Origin of the sequence: Pseudonocardia thermophila, from assembly GCF_900142365.1 — a bacterium.
GTDB lineage: Bacteria > Actinomycetota > Actinomycetes > Mycobacteriales > Pseudonocardiaceae > Pseudonocardia > Pseudonocardia thermophila.
Genome location: NZ_FRAP01000024.1, coordinates 23,002 through 39,044, shown reverse-complemented (window position 1 = coordinate 39,044; position 16,043 = coordinate 23,002). Strand labels below are relative to the sequence as shown.

At 74.0% G+C, this 16,043-nt stretch carries 16 protein-coding genes and 1 pseudogene; 12 read left to right on the top strand and 5 right to left on the bottom strand.

Features of this window, described 5'->3' with window-relative positions; genetic code table 11:
- Positions 1-129: 129 nt before the first annotated feature.
- Positions 130-834 carry a DUF4333 domain-containing protein gene (locus BUE41_RS25655; RefSeq protein ID WP_073459894.1) on the top strand — a complete coding sequence of 235 codons (705 nt, stop codon included), beginning with the start codon at positions 130-132 and terminating at the stop codon, positions 832-834.
- Between the two features lie 3 nt (positions 835-837).
- Here BUE41_RS25655 and BUE41_RS25650 read toward each other — a convergent pair whose 3' ends face one another.
- Positions 838-1,542: an HAD family hydrolase gene (locus BUE41_RS25650; protein WP_200804109.1), complete on the bottom strand. Its 705-nt coding sequence runs from the start codon at positions 1,540-1,542 to the stop codon at positions 838-840.
- 239 nt (positions 1,543-1,781) lie between these two features.
- Here BUE41_RS25650 and BUE41_RS25645 point away from each other — a divergent pair, with 239 nt between their 5' ends.
- The 4 genes from BUE41_RS25645 to BUE41_RS25630 are packed head-to-tail and all read left to right on the top strand — an operon-like array spanning position 1,782 to position 7,188.
- Positions 1,782-3,653, top strand: coding sequence for a DEAD/DEAH box helicase (locus tag BUE41_RS25645; protein ID WP_234997579.1), 1,872 nt, complete (start codon positions 1,782-1,784; stop codon positions 3,651-3,653).
- Between the two features lie 51 nt (positions 3,654-3,704).
- Positions 3,705-5,033 (top strand): MFS transporter, encoded by a 1,329-nt coding sequence (locus BUE41_RS25640; RefSeq protein ID WP_073459893.1) that lies wholly within the window; start codon positions 3,705-3,707, stop codon positions 5,031-5,033.
- Positions 5,030-6,712: a dihydroxy-acid dehydratase gene (ilvD, locus tag BUE41_RS25635; RefSeq protein WP_073459892.1), complete on the top strand. Its 1,683-nt coding sequence runs from the start codon at positions 5,030-5,032 to the stop codon at positions 6,710-6,712. Before BUE41_RS25640 ends, ilvD begins: the two co-directional genes overlap by 4 nt.
- Positions 6,709-7,188 carry a hypothetical protein gene (locus tag BUE41_RS25630; protein ID WP_143172355.1) on the top strand — a complete coding sequence of 160 codons (480 nt, stop codon included), beginning with the start codon at positions 6,709-6,711 and terminating at the stop codon, positions 7,186-7,188. The genes ilvD and BUE41_RS25630 overlap by 4 nt, the downstream gene beginning before the upstream one ends.
- A gap of 17 nt (positions 7,189-7,205) precedes the next feature.
- Here the strand turns inward: BUE41_RS25630 and BUE41_RS25625 are convergent, their stop codons facing one another.
- Positions 7,206-7,907, bottom strand: coding sequence for a DsbA family oxidoreductase (locus BUE41_RS25625; protein WP_073459890.1), 702 nt, complete (start codon positions 7,905-7,907; stop codon positions 7,206-7,208).
- Between the two features lie 223 nt (positions 7,908-8,130).
- Complete coding sequence (locus BUE41_RS25620; protein ID WP_084755831.1) at positions 8,131-8,709, bottom strand: TetR/AcrR family transcriptional regulator; 579 nt, start codon at positions 8,707-8,709, stop codon at positions 8,131-8,133.
- Positions 8,710-8,795: 86 nt separating this feature from the next.
- On the opposite strand from BUE41_RS25620, the gene BUE41_RS25615 reads away from it, so the two are divergent.
- The 5 genes and pseudogenes from BUE41_RS25615 to dapA all read left to right on the top strand — a co-directional run bounded on the left by BUE41_RS25615 (position 8,796) and on the right by dapA (position 12,649).
- Positions 8,796-9,425, top strand: a complete 630-nt coding sequence (locus BUE41_RS25615) for an NAD(P)-dependent oxidoreductase (RefSeq protein WP_073459888.1) — start codon at positions 8,796-8,798, stop codon at positions 9,423-9,425.
- A 2-nt stretch (positions 9,426-9,427) separates the two neighbouring features.
- Positions 9,428-10,249, top strand: coding sequence for an SGNH/GDSL hydrolase family protein (locus tag BUE41_RS25610; protein ID WP_084755829.1), 822 nt, complete (start codon positions 9,428-9,430; stop codon positions 10,247-10,249).
- Between the two features lie 51 nt (positions 10,250-10,300).
- Positions 10,301-10,450 (top strand): annotated as a pseudogene (locus tag BUE41_RS32550) (ATP-binding cassette domain-containing protein); the annotation flags it as partial.
- Positions 10,451-10,652: 202 nt separating this feature from the next.
- A complete protein-coding gene (locus tag BUE41_RS32735; protein ID WP_073459887.1) occupies positions 10,653-11,762 on the top strand; it encodes a methyltransferase domain-containing protein in 1,110 nt (369 codons plus the stop codon).
- A complete protein-coding gene (dapA, locus tag BUE41_RS25595; protein WP_073459886.1) occupies positions 11,759-12,649 on the top strand; it encodes a 4-hydroxy-tetrahydrodipicolinate synthase in 891 nt (296 codons plus the stop codon). Before BUE41_RS32735 ends, dapA begins: the two co-directional genes overlap by 4 nt.
- A gap of 77 nt (positions 12,650-12,726) precedes the next feature.
- Here the strand turns inward: dapA and BUE41_RS25590 are convergent, their stop codons facing one another.
- Positions 12,727-13,515, bottom strand: coding sequence for a shikimate dehydrogenase (locus tag BUE41_RS25590; protein WP_073459885.1), 789 nt, complete (start codon positions 13,513-13,515; stop codon positions 12,727-12,729).
- Positions 13,516-13,591: 76 nt separating this feature from the next.
- Between BUE41_RS25590 and BUE41_RS25585 the strand changes: the two genes are divergently transcribed.
- Both BUE41_RS25585 and BUE41_RS25580 read left to right on the top strand, forming a co-directional pair.
- Entirely contained in the window at positions 13,592-14,329 is a 738-nt protein-coding gene (locus BUE41_RS25585; RefSeq protein ID WP_143172354.1) for a decaprenylphospho-beta-D-erythro-pentofuranosid-2-ulose 2-reductase, read from the top strand.
- Between the two features lie 31 nt (positions 14,330-14,360).
- Positions 14,361-14,801 (top strand): HIT family protein, encoded by a 441-nt coding sequence (locus BUE41_RS25580; protein WP_073459884.1) that lies wholly within the window; start codon positions 14,361-14,363, stop codon positions 14,799-14,801.
- A 75-nt stretch (positions 14,802-14,876) separates the two neighbouring features.
- On the opposite strand, the gene BUE41_RS25575 is transcribed toward BUE41_RS25580, so the two are convergent.
- Entirely contained in the window at positions 14,877-16,001 is a 1,125-nt protein-coding gene (locus BUE41_RS25575) for a GNAT family N-acetyltransferase (RefSeq protein ID WP_159444965.1), read from the bottom strand.
- Positions 16,002-16,043: the final 42 nt, after the last annotated feature.

Sequence of the window (16,043 nt, the reverse complement as noted above, 5' to 3'; positions counted from 1 at the left end):
CGAGGTGATCCGTGTGCCGCAGGCGCCGGCGCCGCCGCGTTCCCTGCCGGGGTTCGGCCCACGGGACCGGTCCCGCCGGTGGCGCAACCCGGGCCTGCACCTCGGCGGGGCCGCCTCGTCGCGTTGGTCGTGGCGGGTGCGCTCCTGCTCGCCGGGGCGGGCGTCGGGGCGTGGCTGCTGCCCCGCTACGTCGATCCGGCGCTGCCGCAGGCCGAGATCGTCGCGGCCACCGAGCGCACCGACGAGCTGGTCGCCACCGACCCGCGCTGCCCCGACGACGTCGTGCAGGAGCAGGGCGGCACGTTCACCTGCACCGCCACCGTGGTCGGCCGGCAGATCACCTGCACGGTGACCCGGACCGACGACACCGGCACCGCCGTTCACCGTCGTCCAGGAGCGGCCCACGCTCGACCCGGCAGACGTGGCCGCGCAGATCATCGCCGCACCCGCACCGAGCTGGGCGTCGAGCCCACCGACGTGCAGTGCCCCATCCCGATGTCCACTTCGACCGCAACGGCACTCTCACCTGCTCGGCGAAGCTGCAGAACCAGCCGATCACCTACCCGCTCACCCAGGTCGACGGCCTCGGGGAGGTGTCGGTCGCGCACACCCGCGTGCTCCGGGCCGCCGACATCACCCGCATCATCGGGGCAGCGCTCACCGAGGCCGTGGGGGCGGACGATCGTCGCCGAGTGCGGGCAGGCCGGGCAGACCGTGATCGTGAACGAGCCCGGCGACACGATCGACTGCCGCGCCTTCCCGGCCGCCGAGCCGAGCCGGGTCGTGCCGATCCCGATCAAGGTCGACCGCTCGGGTCAGCCCTACCCGGCCTGAGCGTCAGCGCTCCGCCCGGGCGGGGGCGGGGACCCCGGCGAGCACGGCCAGCGCGGTCGCGGTGTCGGTCAGGTCCGCCAGTACGTGGTGGGCCCCCGCGGCGGCCAGCTCCGCTGCGCTCGTCCGCCCGGTGGCCACGCCGACGGCCACGACCCCGCAGTCCAGCGCGGCCCGCACGTCGTGCTCGGTGTCGCCGACGACGAGCACGTCGGAGTCGGCGACCGGGCCGTGCACCGCCTCCGCGCGGGCCCGGGCGGTGCGGACCAGCTCGGCGCGCTCCTCGTGGTGCTCCCCGTAACCGCCGATGCTGGTGTCGAGGTAGTGCACCAGCCCGACGTTGCGCACCTTCTCCGCCGCCACCGGCGCGATGTTGCCGGTGACGAGGGTCTGCACCACGTGCGGACGGGCGTGCAGCTCGGCCAGCACCTCCGCCACGCCGGGCAGCGCCTGCGCCGGGCCGGGGCCGGGCGGCAGCGCGGCGACCGCGGCGGCGTAGCGGGCGAAGAACTCGTCGAACCCGTCCCGCGCCTCGATGCCGTGCTGTGCGAACACCTGCGCGGTGATCCACCGGTCGGTGCGGCCGCCCGCGTTCACCTGCGCACGGAACTCGTGGCCGGTGAACGCGGTGAACGCCGACACGTACGCGGAGTAGCAGCGCCCGCGATCGTGCAGCAGGGTGCCGTCGACGTCCCACATGACCAGCCGCATGCCCCCAGCATGTCAGGCGGCGGGCCGCGGTTGCGGCGGCCGGTGGGGCGGTGACGCGATGTGACGGGCCGGTGCGCCGGGTTCCCGCGCCGTCTGGGATGATGGACGGGCGGTGGTGCGTTGACACCACTCAGGAGACCGCAAAGGCCGGGCAGCAGTCGTGCAGAGGGCCCGCGGGCTCGATGATCCGCGGGGCGCCTGCACGGCGTGCCCGTTCGCTGCGACTGAAAGAACCATTGGTGATCCTCTCCGAGCCTTCGCTCGAAACCGAACGACCGAGCACGTCCCCCGCCCCGACCACGGGGACCCCCGAGACCACTGAGAACCCGGAGACGACGGCCGGACACCCCCCGACGTTCGCCGATCTCCCCCTCCCCGCCGAGCTGGTCGCCGCCGTGGCCGAGCTCGGCTACGACCGGCCGAGCCCGATCCAGGCCGAGTCGATCGCGCCGCTGGTCGCGGGGCGGGACCTGCTCGGGCAGGCCGCCACCGGCACCGGGAAGACCGCCGCGTTCGCGCTGCCGATGCTCACCCGGCTCGCCGAGGAGCGCCCCGAGCAGTCCCGCGGCGACGCCCCGTTCGGCATGGTGCTGGCCCCGACCCGGGAGCTGGCGCTGCAGGTCGCCGAGGCCGTCACCCGCTACGGTGCCGGCCTCTACGACGGCCGCGGCGCCCGCGTCGCGACCGTGTACGGCGGCGCGCCCGTCGGGCCGCAGTGGAAGGCGCTGCAGCAGGGCGTCGACGTCGTCGTCGCCACCCCCGGTCGCGCCATCGACCTGGCCCACCGCGGCGCGCTGCGGCTGGACGGGCTCGCCGTCGTCGTGCTCGACGAGGCCGACGAGATGCTCGACATGGGCTTCGTCGAGGACATCGAGACCCTGCTCGACCAGACCCCGCCGACCCGACAGGCGGTGCTGTTCTCGGCCACCATGCCGCGGCGGATCGAGGCGCTGGCGCAGAAGTACCTGCACGACCCGGTCACCGTGCGCATCCGCCGGCCGGAGCCGGCCGAGGGCGAGACGCCGAAGGTGCGCCAGACCGCCTACCTGGTGTCCCGCTCGCACACCACGGCCGCGCTCGGCCGCGTGCTGGAGGCGGAGCGGCCGAAGGCGGCGATCGTGTTCTGCCGCACCCGGGCCGACGTCGACGCGGTCACCGAGACCCTGACCGCGCGCGGGCTGCGCGCGGAGGCGCTGCACGGCGGCATGGACCAGGAGCACCGCACGCGCGTGGTGGAGCGGCTGCGCACCGGCCGCACCGAGCTGCTCGTCGCCACCGACGTCGCCGCCCGCGGGCTCGACATCGACCTGCTCACGCACGTGGTCAACCACGACGTCCCCCAGACGGCGGAGGCGTACGTGCACCGCATCGGGCGGGTCGGCCGGGCCGGCCGCGAGGGCGTGGCGATCACGCTCGTGCCGCCGTCGAAGATGCACGCGCTGCGGGCCGTCGAGCGGCTCACCGGGCAGCCGATCACGGTCGCCCCGGTGCCGACCGCAGCGGAGCTGCGGGCCGCTCGGCTGGTGCGCACCCGGCAGGCCATCGCCGACAAGCTCAGCGCCGACAAGCTCAGCGCCGACGAGCTCACTGCCGACAGACTCAGTGCCGACGAGCTCAGCACCGATGTGTCCCAGGACCCGGAGCTGGCGGGCATCCGCGAGATGCTGTCCGAGCTGGCCGCCGACCACGACCTGCTCGACGTGGCCACGGCCGCCGTGGCGCTGCTGCAGGAGGCCACCGGCGCGCCGGACGACGCCGAGGACATCCCGGTCGTCACCCCGCCGAAGCCGGGCCGTGGTCGGGACCGCCACGACCGCGACTCCCGCGGCCGCGGCGCCGCCAACCGGCCGCCGAAGGCCGGGATCACCCGGCTGTTCGTCAGCGCCGGCCGGGCGAGCGGGGTGCGTCCGCAGGACATCGTCGGCGCGCTGGCGAACGAGTCGAACCTGTCCGGCCGCGACATCGGCGCGATCCAGATCCACGAGCGGCACGCGCTGGTGGAGATCCCCGAGCACGCCGCCGACGAGGTGCTGCGCCGGCTGCGGGGCAGCACCACGCTGAAGGGGCGGCGCGCCAACATCCGGCGCGACCGCGGGTACGCCCGCACCTGACCCACGGCGGTCCGGTTCGACGCGATCTTGGCGCGGCCGTAGGGTCGCCGGATGGACGCTGCACCGATGCGGGGGGACCGGACCGTCCGCCGGGCCATGTGGCGGCTCCTGCCGCTGCTCGGCCTGTGCTATCTGCTGAACTACGTCGACCGCGTCAACGTCGGGTTCGCGGCGACGACGATGAACCCCGACCTGGGCCTGTCCGCGACCGCGTACGGGCTCGGGGCGGGGTTGTTCTTCATCGGCTACTTCTTCTTCGAGGTGCCGAGCAACGTCATCCTGCACAAGGTCGGGGCGCGGCTCTGGATCGCCCGGATCATGATCACCTGGGGGCTGGTGGCGTCGGCGACGGCGTTCGTGACCGGCCCGCTCGGGTTCTACATCGTGCGGTTCGTGCTCGGCTTCGCCGAGGCCGGGTTCTTCCCCGGCATCATCCTGTACCTGACCTACTGGTTCCCGCGGGTGGTGCGGGCGAAGGTCGTGGCGCTGTTCTTCCTGGCCGTGCCGCTGTCGTCGGTGATCGGGGCACCGATCTCGACGCTGCTCATCCAGTACGGCGACGGTGCCCTCGGCTTCGAAGCGGGGTGGCGGTTCATGTTCTTCGTCGAGGGCATCCCGACGGTGCTGCTCGGCGTCGCCCTGCTGTTCCTGCTGCCCGACCGGCCGTCGAAGGCGCGGTGGCTGGACCCGGCCGAGGCCGCGGCGCTGGAGGCCCGCATCGCCGCCGAGGACGAGGCGCAGGTGCCGCACACCACCGGGCTGCGCGCCGCGCTCACCGACGGGCGGGTGCTGGCCTTGGCGGTCGTCTACTTCGGCATCGTGTTCGGCCTGTACGTCCTCGGGTTCTTCCTGCCGCAGGTGATCGCCGGGTTCGCCGAGCAGTTCGGCACCGACCTGTCGCTGGTCCAGGAGGGACTGGTCACCGCCATCCCGTACGCGGTCGCGTCGGTGGTGATGGTGCTGTGGTCGCGGCACTCGGACGCGACGGGGGAACGGCACTGGCACGTCGCGCTGCCGGCGTTCGTCGGGGCGGCCGCGATCGCGGTGGCGCTGCTGCTGAACTCGCCGTTCCTGGTGATGGCCGCGGTCACCGTCACCGCGTGCGGGGTGTTCGCGGCGATCCCGGTGATCTGGCAGATCCCGCCCCGGTTCCTCACCGGAGTCGGCGCTGCCGCCGGCATCGCGCTGATCAACTCGTTCGGCAACCTGTCCGGGTTCGCCGGGCCCTACCTCACCGGCTGGCTGCGGGACCTGACCGGCGCGTTCCAGACCGGGATGCTCGCCGTCGCGTTCTTCATGGTGCTGTCCGGCATCGTGGTGCTCGCGCTCAGCCGGTCGCTGCGCCACGCTGAGCGGACCACCACCACGGGAGCGTCATGACCGAGCACCGACCTGACCGGAAACCACGCAGCAGGGACGTCACCGACGGGCTGGAGCGGGCGGGTGCCCGCGGCATGCTGCGCGCCGTCGGGATGCGCGACGAGGACTTCGCGAAGCCGCAGATCGGGATCGCGTCGAGCTGGAACGAGATCACCCCGTGCAACCTGTCGCTGCAGCGGCTCGGCCTCGCGGCGAAGGAGGGGGTGCACGCGGCCGGTGGGTTCCCCATGGAGTTCGGCACGATCTCCGTCTCCGACGGCATCTCGATGGGGCACGTCGGGATGCACTGGTCCCTGGTCAGCCGGGAGATCATCGCGGACTCGGTGGAGACCGTCGTGCAGGCCGAGCGGCTCGACGGCACCGTGCTGCCCGCCGGGTGCGACAAGAGCCTGCCCGGCATGCTGATGGCCGCCGCCCGGCTGGACCTGGCCGCGGTGTTCCTCTACGCGGGCTCGATCATGCCCGGCCACGTCGGCGACCGGGAGGTCACGATCGCCGACGCGTTCGAGGCCGTCGGGGCGTGCAGGCGCGGGCTGATCGGTGAGGACGAGGTCGCGGCGATCGAGCGGGCCATCTGCCCCGGCGAGGGCGCCTGCGGCGGGATGTACACGGCCAACACGATGGCGAGCGCGGCCGAGGCGCTCGGCATGGCGCTGCCCGGCTCGGCCAGCCCGCCCGCGGTGGACCGGCGCCGCGACGGTTTCGCCCGCGCCTCCGGCGAGGCCGTGGTCCAGCTGATCGAACAGGGCATCACGGCCCGGCAGATCCTCACCCGGGAGGCGTTCGAGAACGCGATAGCGGTGGTCATGGCGTTCGGCGGCTCGACGAACGCGGTGCTGCACCTGCTCGCGATCGCGTGGGAGGCGGGCGTGCCGCTGGAGCTGGACGACTTCAACCGGATCGGCGACCGGGTGCCGCACCTGGCCGACGTGAAGCCGTTCGGGGCGCACGTCATGTCGACGGTGGACAAGGTCGGCGGCGTACCCGTGGTGATGAAGGCGCTGCTCGACGCCGGGCTGCTGCACGGCGACGCGCTGACCTGCACCGGCGCCACCGTCGCTGAGAACCTGGCCGCGATCGATCCGCCCGACCTGGACGGGCAGATCATCCGGGCGCTGGACGACCCGATCCACCCGACGGGCGGGATCACGATCCTGCGCGGTTCGCTCGCCCCCGACGGCGCGGTGGTGAAGAGCGCCGGGTTCGACTCCGCCCGGTTCGAGGGCACCGCACGGGTGTTCGACGGCGAGCAGGACGCCATGGACGCGGTCGGGGACCTGCAGCCCGGCGACGTCGTCGTCATCCGCTACGAGGGCCCCAAGGGCGGCCCGGGCATGCGGGAGATGCTCGCCGTCACCGCGGCGATCAAGGGGGCCGGCCTGGGCAAGGACGTCCTGCTGCTCACCGACGGCCGGTTCTCCGGCGCCACCACCGGCCTGTGCGTGGGCCACGTCGCGCCGGAGGCGGTGGACGGTGGCCCGATCGCGTTCGTGCGCGACGGTGACAGGATCGTGCTCGACATGCAGGCACGCACCCTGGATCTGCTGGTCGACGAGGACGAGCTCGCCCGCCGTCGGGAGGCCTGGCAGCCGCGGCAACCCGAGCTGCGGACCGGGGTGCTCGGGAAGTACGCGCGGCTGGTCGGGTCGGCCGCACAGGGAGCGGTGTGCACGTGGTGACGAAGAGCAGGGTCAAGGCGCCGGGTCCGGCCGAGGACGCGATCGCCGAGCGCATCTCCGAGCTGATCCTGGACGCGGTGACGCACACGCTCTCCGAGCGGTCCCCGGAGCCGGGTCGGCGCTACCTGTCGGCGTTCTCCGGCGGCTTCACCGACGAGCAGCGGGCCACCGAGCTGATGGTGACCCTGATCCTGGTCCGGTGGCTGTCCGCCGCGCGGGACGAGGTCGGCGGTGACCTGGTGGAGGCGGTGCTGACGTGGATCGAGCAGGAGCTGGGCAAGCGCTGCGCCCTGCGCGCCCGCTACACGTCCGGTCCGCTGGTCGACGAGGACTCCGCGGCGCAGATCATCCGCTACCGCGAAGGCCTCGGCCCTGACTTCCTGCCGTCGATGGTGTGGCAGCTGGCCGCCGTCGTCGCCCTGCACGGCGACGGCGACCCGCGGTGGCTGGCCGAGCGGGTCGGCCGGAGCTCCTGAGCGTCCACCCGCGGAGCTCAGACCGCGCAGCTGCCGTCGGCGCAGGCGTCCCCGGCCGCCGGGGTGGGCTGCAGCACCGGCCGGTGCTCGGCCCACGCCTGCTGCAGCGCCGAGGCGAGGAGCTCGACGGGCTGTGCGCCGCTGATCCCGTAGCGGCGGTCGAGCACGAAGAACGGCACGCCCGTGATGCCGTAGGCGCGGGCCTGCGCCTGGTCGGCGCGCACCTGGGCCGCGTACCGGTCGCCGGCGAGGACCTCGCGCACCTCAGCGGCGTCCAGCCCGGCCTCGGCGGCCAGCTCGGCGAGGACGTCCGGATCGGAGATGCGGGCGCCCTCGGTGAAGTAGGCCCGGAAGAACCGGTCCTTCACCGCGTCCTGCACGCCGCGGTCGGCGGCTAGGTGCAGCACGCGGTGGGCGTCGAACGTGGCGCCGCGCTGCGCCCGGTCCAGGCGGAACTCCAGGCCCTCCGCCGCGGCCGACTCGGTGACCCGCTGGTTCATGGCGAGCGCCTGCTCGCGGGGGATCCCGTACTTGGTGGCGAGGTGGTCGACCAGGTCGACGCCGTCGGGTTCGCGCGGGGCCTGCGGATCGAGCTCGAAGCTGCGCCAGCGCACCTGCACCTCGTCCCGGTGCTCGAAGGCGGCCAGGGCCTTGTTGAAGCGGGCGCGCCCGATGGCGCACCAGGGACACACGACGTCGGACCAGATCTCGATCTGCACGGCTGTTCCAACCCGGGAACGGGCGGCGGTGTTCCGTGCCCGGGGGAGCGGAGCAGCAGGTTGACCGTTGCCGGGAGCCGCGGTGTTGTGTGCGCTCGGCTCCTTCGTCGCCGGATCGCGGCTCGCGCGTCGTGGTCGTCCTCCGGTGGTGCTCGACCGGGCGCGGTAGGGCAGTCCGGGCTACGCGGCCGGGCCGAGGTGGATCGCGTCCACAGCGCTCCTGTCACCTCACGAATGCCCCGGCCAGCGCACGCACCAGTGCCTCGGCCTGCGAGCGCGGGGCCGCCGTCGCCGCGGGCCCCTGCGCGTACAGCCGCAGGAACGCCTGCTGGAAGCACGCGCCCACCAGCAGCGCCGCGCACGCGTCCGGATCGGCGTCGGCGGCGATGCGGCCGCGCTCCTGCTCGGCCCGCAGGTACGCGGCGAACGGCTCCAGCGCCTTCTCCGGGCCGGCGCCGAGCCCGCGCATCGCCTCCCGGTGCGCTGCCATGCGCTGCGGGTCCGCGAGCAGGGCGCCGAGCATGGGGAACGAGCGCTGGTAGAAGTCCAGCATCGCGTGGGTGAGCTCGACGAGGTTCGCCACGACGTCACCCTCCCCGGGGCGGGCGGCGACGCGGGCCGGGGAGGGGAGGCGTTCCTGCAGGACCGCGAGGAGCAGCCGCTCCTTGTCCGCGAAGTACTTGTACAGCGTCGGCTCCGAGACCCCCGTCTGCTGCGCGATCTCCTTGGTCGTGGCCTGCACCACACCCCGGGTGCGCAGGATCCGCTCGGCCGCGTCGAGGATCCGCTCCCGCGTGCTCACCAGCCGGTCTCCTTCCGCGCTTGACAGGTTAGTGAACACTAGCCCATCGTGGGGTTAGTGTTCACTAGCCCCGATCGGGAGGCCACATGCGCATCACCGTCTTCGGCGCGACCGGCGGCACCGGGCGGCAGGTCGTGCGGCAGGCGCTCGACGCCGGTCACCAGGTCACGGCGGTCGTCCGCAACGCGGCCGGGCTGATCGAGCAGCATCCGGCGCTCGACGTCGTCACCGCCGACGTCATGGACCCGGACGCGATCACCCCGGCCGTCAAGGGAGCAGACGCCGTCGTGTCCGCCCTCGGCCCCCGCTCCCGCGAGGAGACCACCGTGTGCAGCTCCGGGGCCCGCGCGATCGTCGCAGCGATGCACGCCGCGGGCACCCGGCGGCTGGTCGTCGTCACCGCGAGCGGGCACGTCGTCGACGAGGGGGACGGGCCGGTCACCCGGGCCGTGGTCAAGCCGCTGCTGCGGCGCTACCTGCGCGGCTCGTTCGCCGACTTCGCCCGGACCGACCGGATCGTGCAGGACAGCGGCCTGGACTGGACGATCATGCGCCCGCCCAGGCTCACCGACGGCCGCTCCCGTCCCTACCGCACCGCGATCGACCGGAACGTGCGCGGCGGCTTCACGATCGCCCGGGCCGATCTCGCGCGCGCGATCCTCGTCGCGCTCGCCGACCGCGCCGCGATCGGTCATTCGATCGCGCTGGGGTACTGACGATGTCCCGGCTCCTCGCCGGCAGGCGGATCGCCCTCGCCCTCAGCCTGCTGCTCGTCGCCGTGCTCGGGACCGGCGCCGGCGTCGGCTACCTCACCTTCCTGCGCGCTCCCGTCGATCCGCCCACTCAGGTCTGCGCTGAGGGAGCCGCCCCCACACGGCCCGTGATCGTCGCCGCCGGGGCCAGCCTCACCCGCGGCACCCTCGGCGCGAGCTGGGTGGACGCGCTGCGGCCCCGGTTCCCCGGTCACACGATCGTGAACGCGGGCGTCAACGGCGACCGCTCCGCCGGGCTGCTCACCCGGGTCGACACCGACGTGGTGGCCTGCCTGCCGGACGCCGTGCTCCTGCTGATCGGCACCAACGACGTCCGCGACGAAGTACCCCTCGACCAGTACCGGGACAACCTCGCAGCCGTCGTCGAGCGGATCTCGTCGGCGACCGGCGCACGGATCGCGCTGATGTCGCTGCCGCCGCTCGGGGAGGACCTCGACTCCGACGTCAACCACCGCCTCGCCGCGTACAACGCCGTGATCGCGGAGATCGCCGCGCGGTCGGGCGCCGACCACCTCCCCGTGCACGAGCGGCTGGCCGCGCAGCTGACGGGGGAGCGGCCGGCGTTCGCGTTCTCCTTCGCCCTGGCGTTGCGGGCCGGGGCCGAGCACTACCTGCTCGGCCGCAGTTGGGACGAGGTGGCCCGCGGCAACGGCCTGGAGCTCTTCGTCGACCACATCCACCTGAGCGAGCGAGCCGCGGCTGAGGTCACCGAGCTGGCCGCGCGCTGGCTCGCCGACGGGCCGGTGTCACGCGCAGATCACCCGTAGCCGTCCCCATCGGACCGTCCGGTCACGCGCGCGAGTCGGCCCGCCGGGGACATCGAGATCTCCGGGCTGGGCAAGACCTGCACCACCGCGAACGGCGCCGTCGGCGCGCTGGCCGGTGTCGACCTGTCCATCCCGTCGGGCGAGTTCGTCGCCCTCGTCGGGGCGAGCGGCTGCGGGAAGTCGACGCTGCTGCGCATCATCGCCGGGTTCGAGCACCCGACCGAGGGCACGGTCACGTCGACGGGCAGGTCGTGGCTGAACCGAGTCCGCAGCGCGGAGTGGTGTTCCAGGACGACGGGCGCTTCCCCTGGCGCAGCGTCCGGGAGCACGTCGCCTGCGGGCCCCGCCGGGCGGGTGCGTACGGGCGGAGGCCCGCCGGATCGCCGAGCGCTGGGTCGCCGCCGTGGGACTGGAACGGTTCGCCGGCAAGTACCCGAAGCAGCTGTCCGGCGGCATGCAGCAGCGCGTCGCCATCGCGCGGGTGCTGGCGAACGACCCGGCGGTCCTGCTCATGGACGAGCCGTTCGGCGCCCTCGACGCGCTCACCCGCACCACCATGCAGGCCGAGTCGGCCCGCATCCACCGAGAGACCGGGACCACCGTCGTCTTCGTGACCCACAGAATCGAGCAGGCCGTGTTCCTGGCCGACCGGGTGGTGGTGATGTCGGGCGGCGCGGCCCACGCGGTGCCGGGGCACGTCGAGCGGATCGTCCCGGTCGACCTGTCCGCACGGGACGTCGCGGCGCCCGAGTTCAACGTGCTCAAGCGGGAGATCGCCGCGGTCGTGCACGGCGGGCACGAGGCGGCCGTCGACCAGCCGGTGGGTGGGGAGGGACGCCGGGGCACGGCTGCGGCGTGGCACCGTGTCGCGGTGACCCTCCCCGAAGACTGGACGGCGTGGCGCGGCGCCTTCGATCCCGAGCGCTACGACGACCGCTGGCGGGCCATGGCCGAGCGCGGTGAGAACCCGCACGGCGAGGCCGACTTCGTCTGTTCGTACGGCCCGGCCTCGGTGCTCGACGGCGGCTGCGGCACCGGCCGGGTCGCGATCGAGCTGGCCCGCCGCGGCGTCGCCGTGCTCGGCGTCGACTCCGACCCGGACATGATCGCGGTGGCCCGCGAGCGGGCGCCCGAGCTGACCTGGGTGCACGCCTCGCTGGCTGAGCTGGACCGGCCGGAGCGGTTCGACGTGGTCGTGCTGGCCGGCAACGTCGTCCCCTACGTGGCCGCGGCGGACCGGGCCGCCGCCGTCTCCCGCTGCGCCCGCCACCTCGCGCCGGGCGGCCGGCTCGTCGCCGGGTTCGCCCTGCGGCCCGGCTGGCCGAGCCTCGACGACTACGACGGATGGTGCGCCGACGCCGGGCTGCAGCTCACCGAGCGCTACGCGACGTGGGACCGTGCACCGTACAGCGGAGGGCACTACGCCGTGTCGGTGCACCGCCCGGTCGGCGGTACCGCGGGCGGGTTATCGTCGCAGCAAGGCGCACGCGAGACACCGTGGGAGACACCATGATCGAGGGCATCGTGACCGGCAGCCTGGTCGCGCTCGTCACCCCGATGCACGTCGACGGGAGCATCGACTTCGACGCGCTGGAGCGCCTCGTCGAGCGGCAGGTCCTCGCCGGGACCTCGGCCATCGTCTCGGTCGGCACCACCGGTGAGTCGGCCACGCTGTCCGTGGAGGAGCACACCGAGGTCATCCGCCGCACCATCGACGTGGTGGCCGGGCGGGTCCCCGTCATCGCGGGCACCGGCGCCAACTCCACCACCGAGGCGATCCACCTCACCGAGGCGGCCGCCGACGCAGGCGCCGACGCGGCGCTGCTCGTCACCCCGTACTACAACAAGCCCCCGCAGGAGGGCCTCTTCCGACACTTCAAGGCCGTCGCGGAGGCCGTCGACATCCCGCAGATCCTCTACAACGTGCCCGGCCGCACCGCATGCGACATGCTGCCGACCACGGTCGAGCGGTTGGCCGAGATCCCCAACATCATCGGCATCAAGGAGGCCAAGGGTGATCTCGACCGGGTGCGCGACCTCGTGGCGCTGAACCTGCCCGACTTCGCCCTCTACTCCGGCGACGACGCCACCGCCCGCGCCAGCATGCTCGCCGGGTTCCACGGTGACATCTCCGTCACCGCGAACGTGGCGCCCGAGGCCATGGCCCGCATGTGCAAGGCGGCGACCAGCGGCAACGCCGAGGAGGCCGCCGCGATCGACTCCGATCTCGCGAGCCTGCACCGTGCGCTGTTCGTCGAGCCGAACCCGATCCCGGTGAAGTGGGCGCTCGCCGAGCTGGGGCTGATCGAGCCGGGCATCCGGCTGCCGCTCGTCCCGCTGGACGAGCTGCACTACGAGGAGGTTCGCGCAGCCCTGCGCGCGGCGCACCTGATCGACTGAGAGCACCCGATCGACGGAGAGCACTCTGCCCGCCCGAACCGTTCGGCGAGGGCCGGTCGGTGTGTGCCGAGTTCACCTCAGCGCCGCGCGGCCACAGCGGCATCCAGCGCCGCGCGCATGGCCTCCACCGGGCCCGGTTTGCCGGTCATCAGCCGCACCTGCTCCACGGCCTGGTGCAGCAGCATCTCCAGTCCGCTGACCACCCGCGCGCCGGTCGCCTGCTGGGCGAACTTCGTCGGCCACGGTGCGTAGACGACGTCCAGGACGGTGCCGGCGCCGCGGCAGCCGATGTGGTCGGCGGCCCCGGCGGGCAGGGTGGAGATCACGACGTCGGCGCCGTCCACGAACCGCGCCGGGTCGGCGAGCGCCGCGTGGATCTCGGGCGCGACGCCGAGCCGTTCGGCGGTGGCGCGCAGCTCGGTGGTTCGGGAGAGGTCGCGGACCAGGACGTCGACCTGCTCGATGCCGAGCTGCTGCAGCGCGGCGAGCGCCGCCTGCGCCGTACCGCCTGCGCCGAGCACCACGGCGCGGCCGGACACCGCGCCGAGCGCGCCGACGATGCCGTGCACGTCGGTGTTGTCGGCGTAGCGACGCCCGTCGAACACCAGCGTGTTGGCCGCCCCGACGGCGGCGGCGAGCGGTGAGGCGTCGGTGGCGACCTCGAGGGCCACCCGCTTGAGCGGCATCGTGAGCGACAGGCCCGCCCACCTCTCGTCGAGCCCGTCGACGAACGCGGCCAGCTGGTCCTCGGTGCACTCGTGGGCGGTGTAGACCCAGTCGTCGAGGCCGAGCGCCCGGTAGGCGGCGGTGTGCAGCACGGGCGAGAGCGAGTGGCCGACGGGGGAGCCGAGGACGGCGGCGTGCATCTGCCCAGTCTCGCAGGTCAGCGCACCCGGCCGGGTACCCACCCGACCAGTGGCGGCGGCCTGAGAGGCTGGGCCGGTGACGCGGACCGTGGTGGTACTGGGCGGGCGGAGCGAGATCGGGGTCGCGGTCGCGACCCGGCTGGCGAAGGGCGCGACGGTGGTGCTGGCCGCGCGCCGCTCCCACGACCTCGACGCGGAGGAGGCGGCGGTGCGGGCGGCCGGCGCGGCCGACGTGCACCGCGCTGAGTTCGACGCCGACGACCTCGCCGCGCAGCGGCCGTTCCTGGACGGTCTCGTGGGCCGGTTCGGCCGGCTCGACACGGTGATCGTGGCCTTCGGGATCCTGGGCGACCAGGCGCGTGCGGAACGCGACGCCGACCACGCCGTCGCGATCGTGCACACCGACTACGTGGCGCACGTCGCCGTGCTCACCCACCTCGCCCGGATCATGCGCGCCCAGGGCGGTGGGGACCTGGTGGTGTACTCGTCGGTGGCCGGGGCGCGGGTGCGCCGCGCCAACTACGTCTACGGCTCGGCGAAGGCCGGCCTGGACGGGCTCGCCAGTGGGCTGGCCGACGCCCTGCACGGGTCCGGCGTGCGGTTGCTGCTGGTCCGGCCCGGCTTCGTGATCGGCCGGATGACCGCGGGGATGACGCCTGCGCCGTTCTCCTCCACGCCCAGCCAGGTCGCCGACGCCACCGTCGCGGCGCTGCGGAAGGGCCGCGACGAGGTGTGGGTGCCCGGGGTGCTGCGGCTGATCTTCGCGGTGGCGAAGCACGCGCCGCGGGCCCTGTGGCGGCGCCTGCCCCGCTGAGCGGCCGCCGGGCGGCTGACAAGCTGCTGGCATGGATTCGGGCACGGAACCAAGCACGGGATCGGGCACGGAGTCGGACTGCGTGTTCTGCCGCATCGTCGGCGGACGGGCTCCAGCGACGATCGTCGACGAGGACGAGCGCACGCTCGCGTTCATGGACATCAACCCGGGCACCCGCGGGCACGCGCTCGTGGTGCCGAAGACGCACGCCGAGGACCTGTACTCGATCGACCCGGACGATCTCGCCGCGTGTGCGGTGGCGGCGCAGCGGCTGGCTGCACGGGCCCGGGACGGCCTCGGTGCGGCCGGGGTGAACCTGGTCAACGCCTGCCGGCCCGCGGCCTGGCAGACGGTGTTCCACTTCCACGTGCACGTCGTGCCGCGCTACCCGGGCGACGGCCTGGTGCTGCCGTGGCGGCCGCGCCCCGGTGACCCCGCGGAGATCGCCGCGGCGGCGGCGGCGCTGCGCTGAGAGCACCCCGTCGGGGACGCTACCGTGATCGGACTGCCCTGTCGAGCACGGCACGGCGACGTCGGTTCACGCGGGTCACGGCGTGCGCAGCAGCTCGTACCAGGCCCCGTCGTCGAACCGGCGCGCCTCCCCGCGGCCGACGTAGCCGTCGCGGCGGTGGACGCCGAGGAACCGGAACCCGAGCCGCTCGGCGATCGCGCGGCTGCCGGCGTTGTCGACCGACGCGCCGAGCTGGAGCCGTTCACGGCCCAGGCCGCCTTCGCCACGCGGTCGGAAAGCGTGCGCCACCGCCAGCGCGGCGCCCTCGCGGACCACGCCGCGGCCGCGTGCGTCCGGGTGGGCCCAGTAGCCGATCTCGCCGCCCTCGGGCTGGAAGACGTCGTCGAGCCCGAAGACGCTGACGTTCGCCAGCAGCCGGTCGTCCTCCCGGTCGGCGATCGCCCACGACACGGCCGTGCCGAGCGCCGCGTTGAGGTGGGTGTTGCCGACGAACTTCCGCGCGTCCTCCTCGGTGTACGGGTCCGGCAGGGCCACGAGCCAGAACTGGGTGACCGGATCGGCGCACGCCTCGGCGATCCGCGGCACGTCGGACTCGGCGAGCGGTCGCAGCCGCACCCGCTCGCCCTCGATGACGGGGATCTCCCACCACGGCGTCTGCGGCGCCATGGGCGTCTCGGGGCGCAGCGAGCCGAACCAGCCGTCGACGAGCTCGCCGCGGTGCACCAGCGACAGCGGCCGGACTCCGTGGAACGAGAACCCGCACGCGTGCGCCACCCGCCACGACGCCAGGTTCCCGGCGTGCGTGGACCAGTGCAGGATCGGCAGCTCCAGCTCGTCGAACGCCCACCGAGCGGCCAGTCGCAGCGCCCGCGACATCAGCCCGCGCCCGCGCGCCCAGGGCGACAGCCCGTACCCGACCTCCGGCGGCGGGTTCAGCCGCACGTCGATGGACCCGCAGAACCGGGCCCGTCCGCCGATCCGCGCCTCGACCGCCCAGTGCACGCCCCGGCCCACGAGCATCGCCGTGCGCACGTGGTCGAGGTAGTCCTCGGCGTGCCGTTCGGTGTAGGGCACGGGCACTCGCGTGTAGCGCCGGAACAGCGGGTCCTGCGCCGTGCGCACGAGGTCGGGCACGTCGTCGGCGCGGTGGGCGCGCAGGGTCACCACGCCGTCGGAGAGCACAGGCGGCAGACCGGGCATGCGGCCATCCTGGCGATCTCGGCTGCGCCGGTCGAGCGAGTT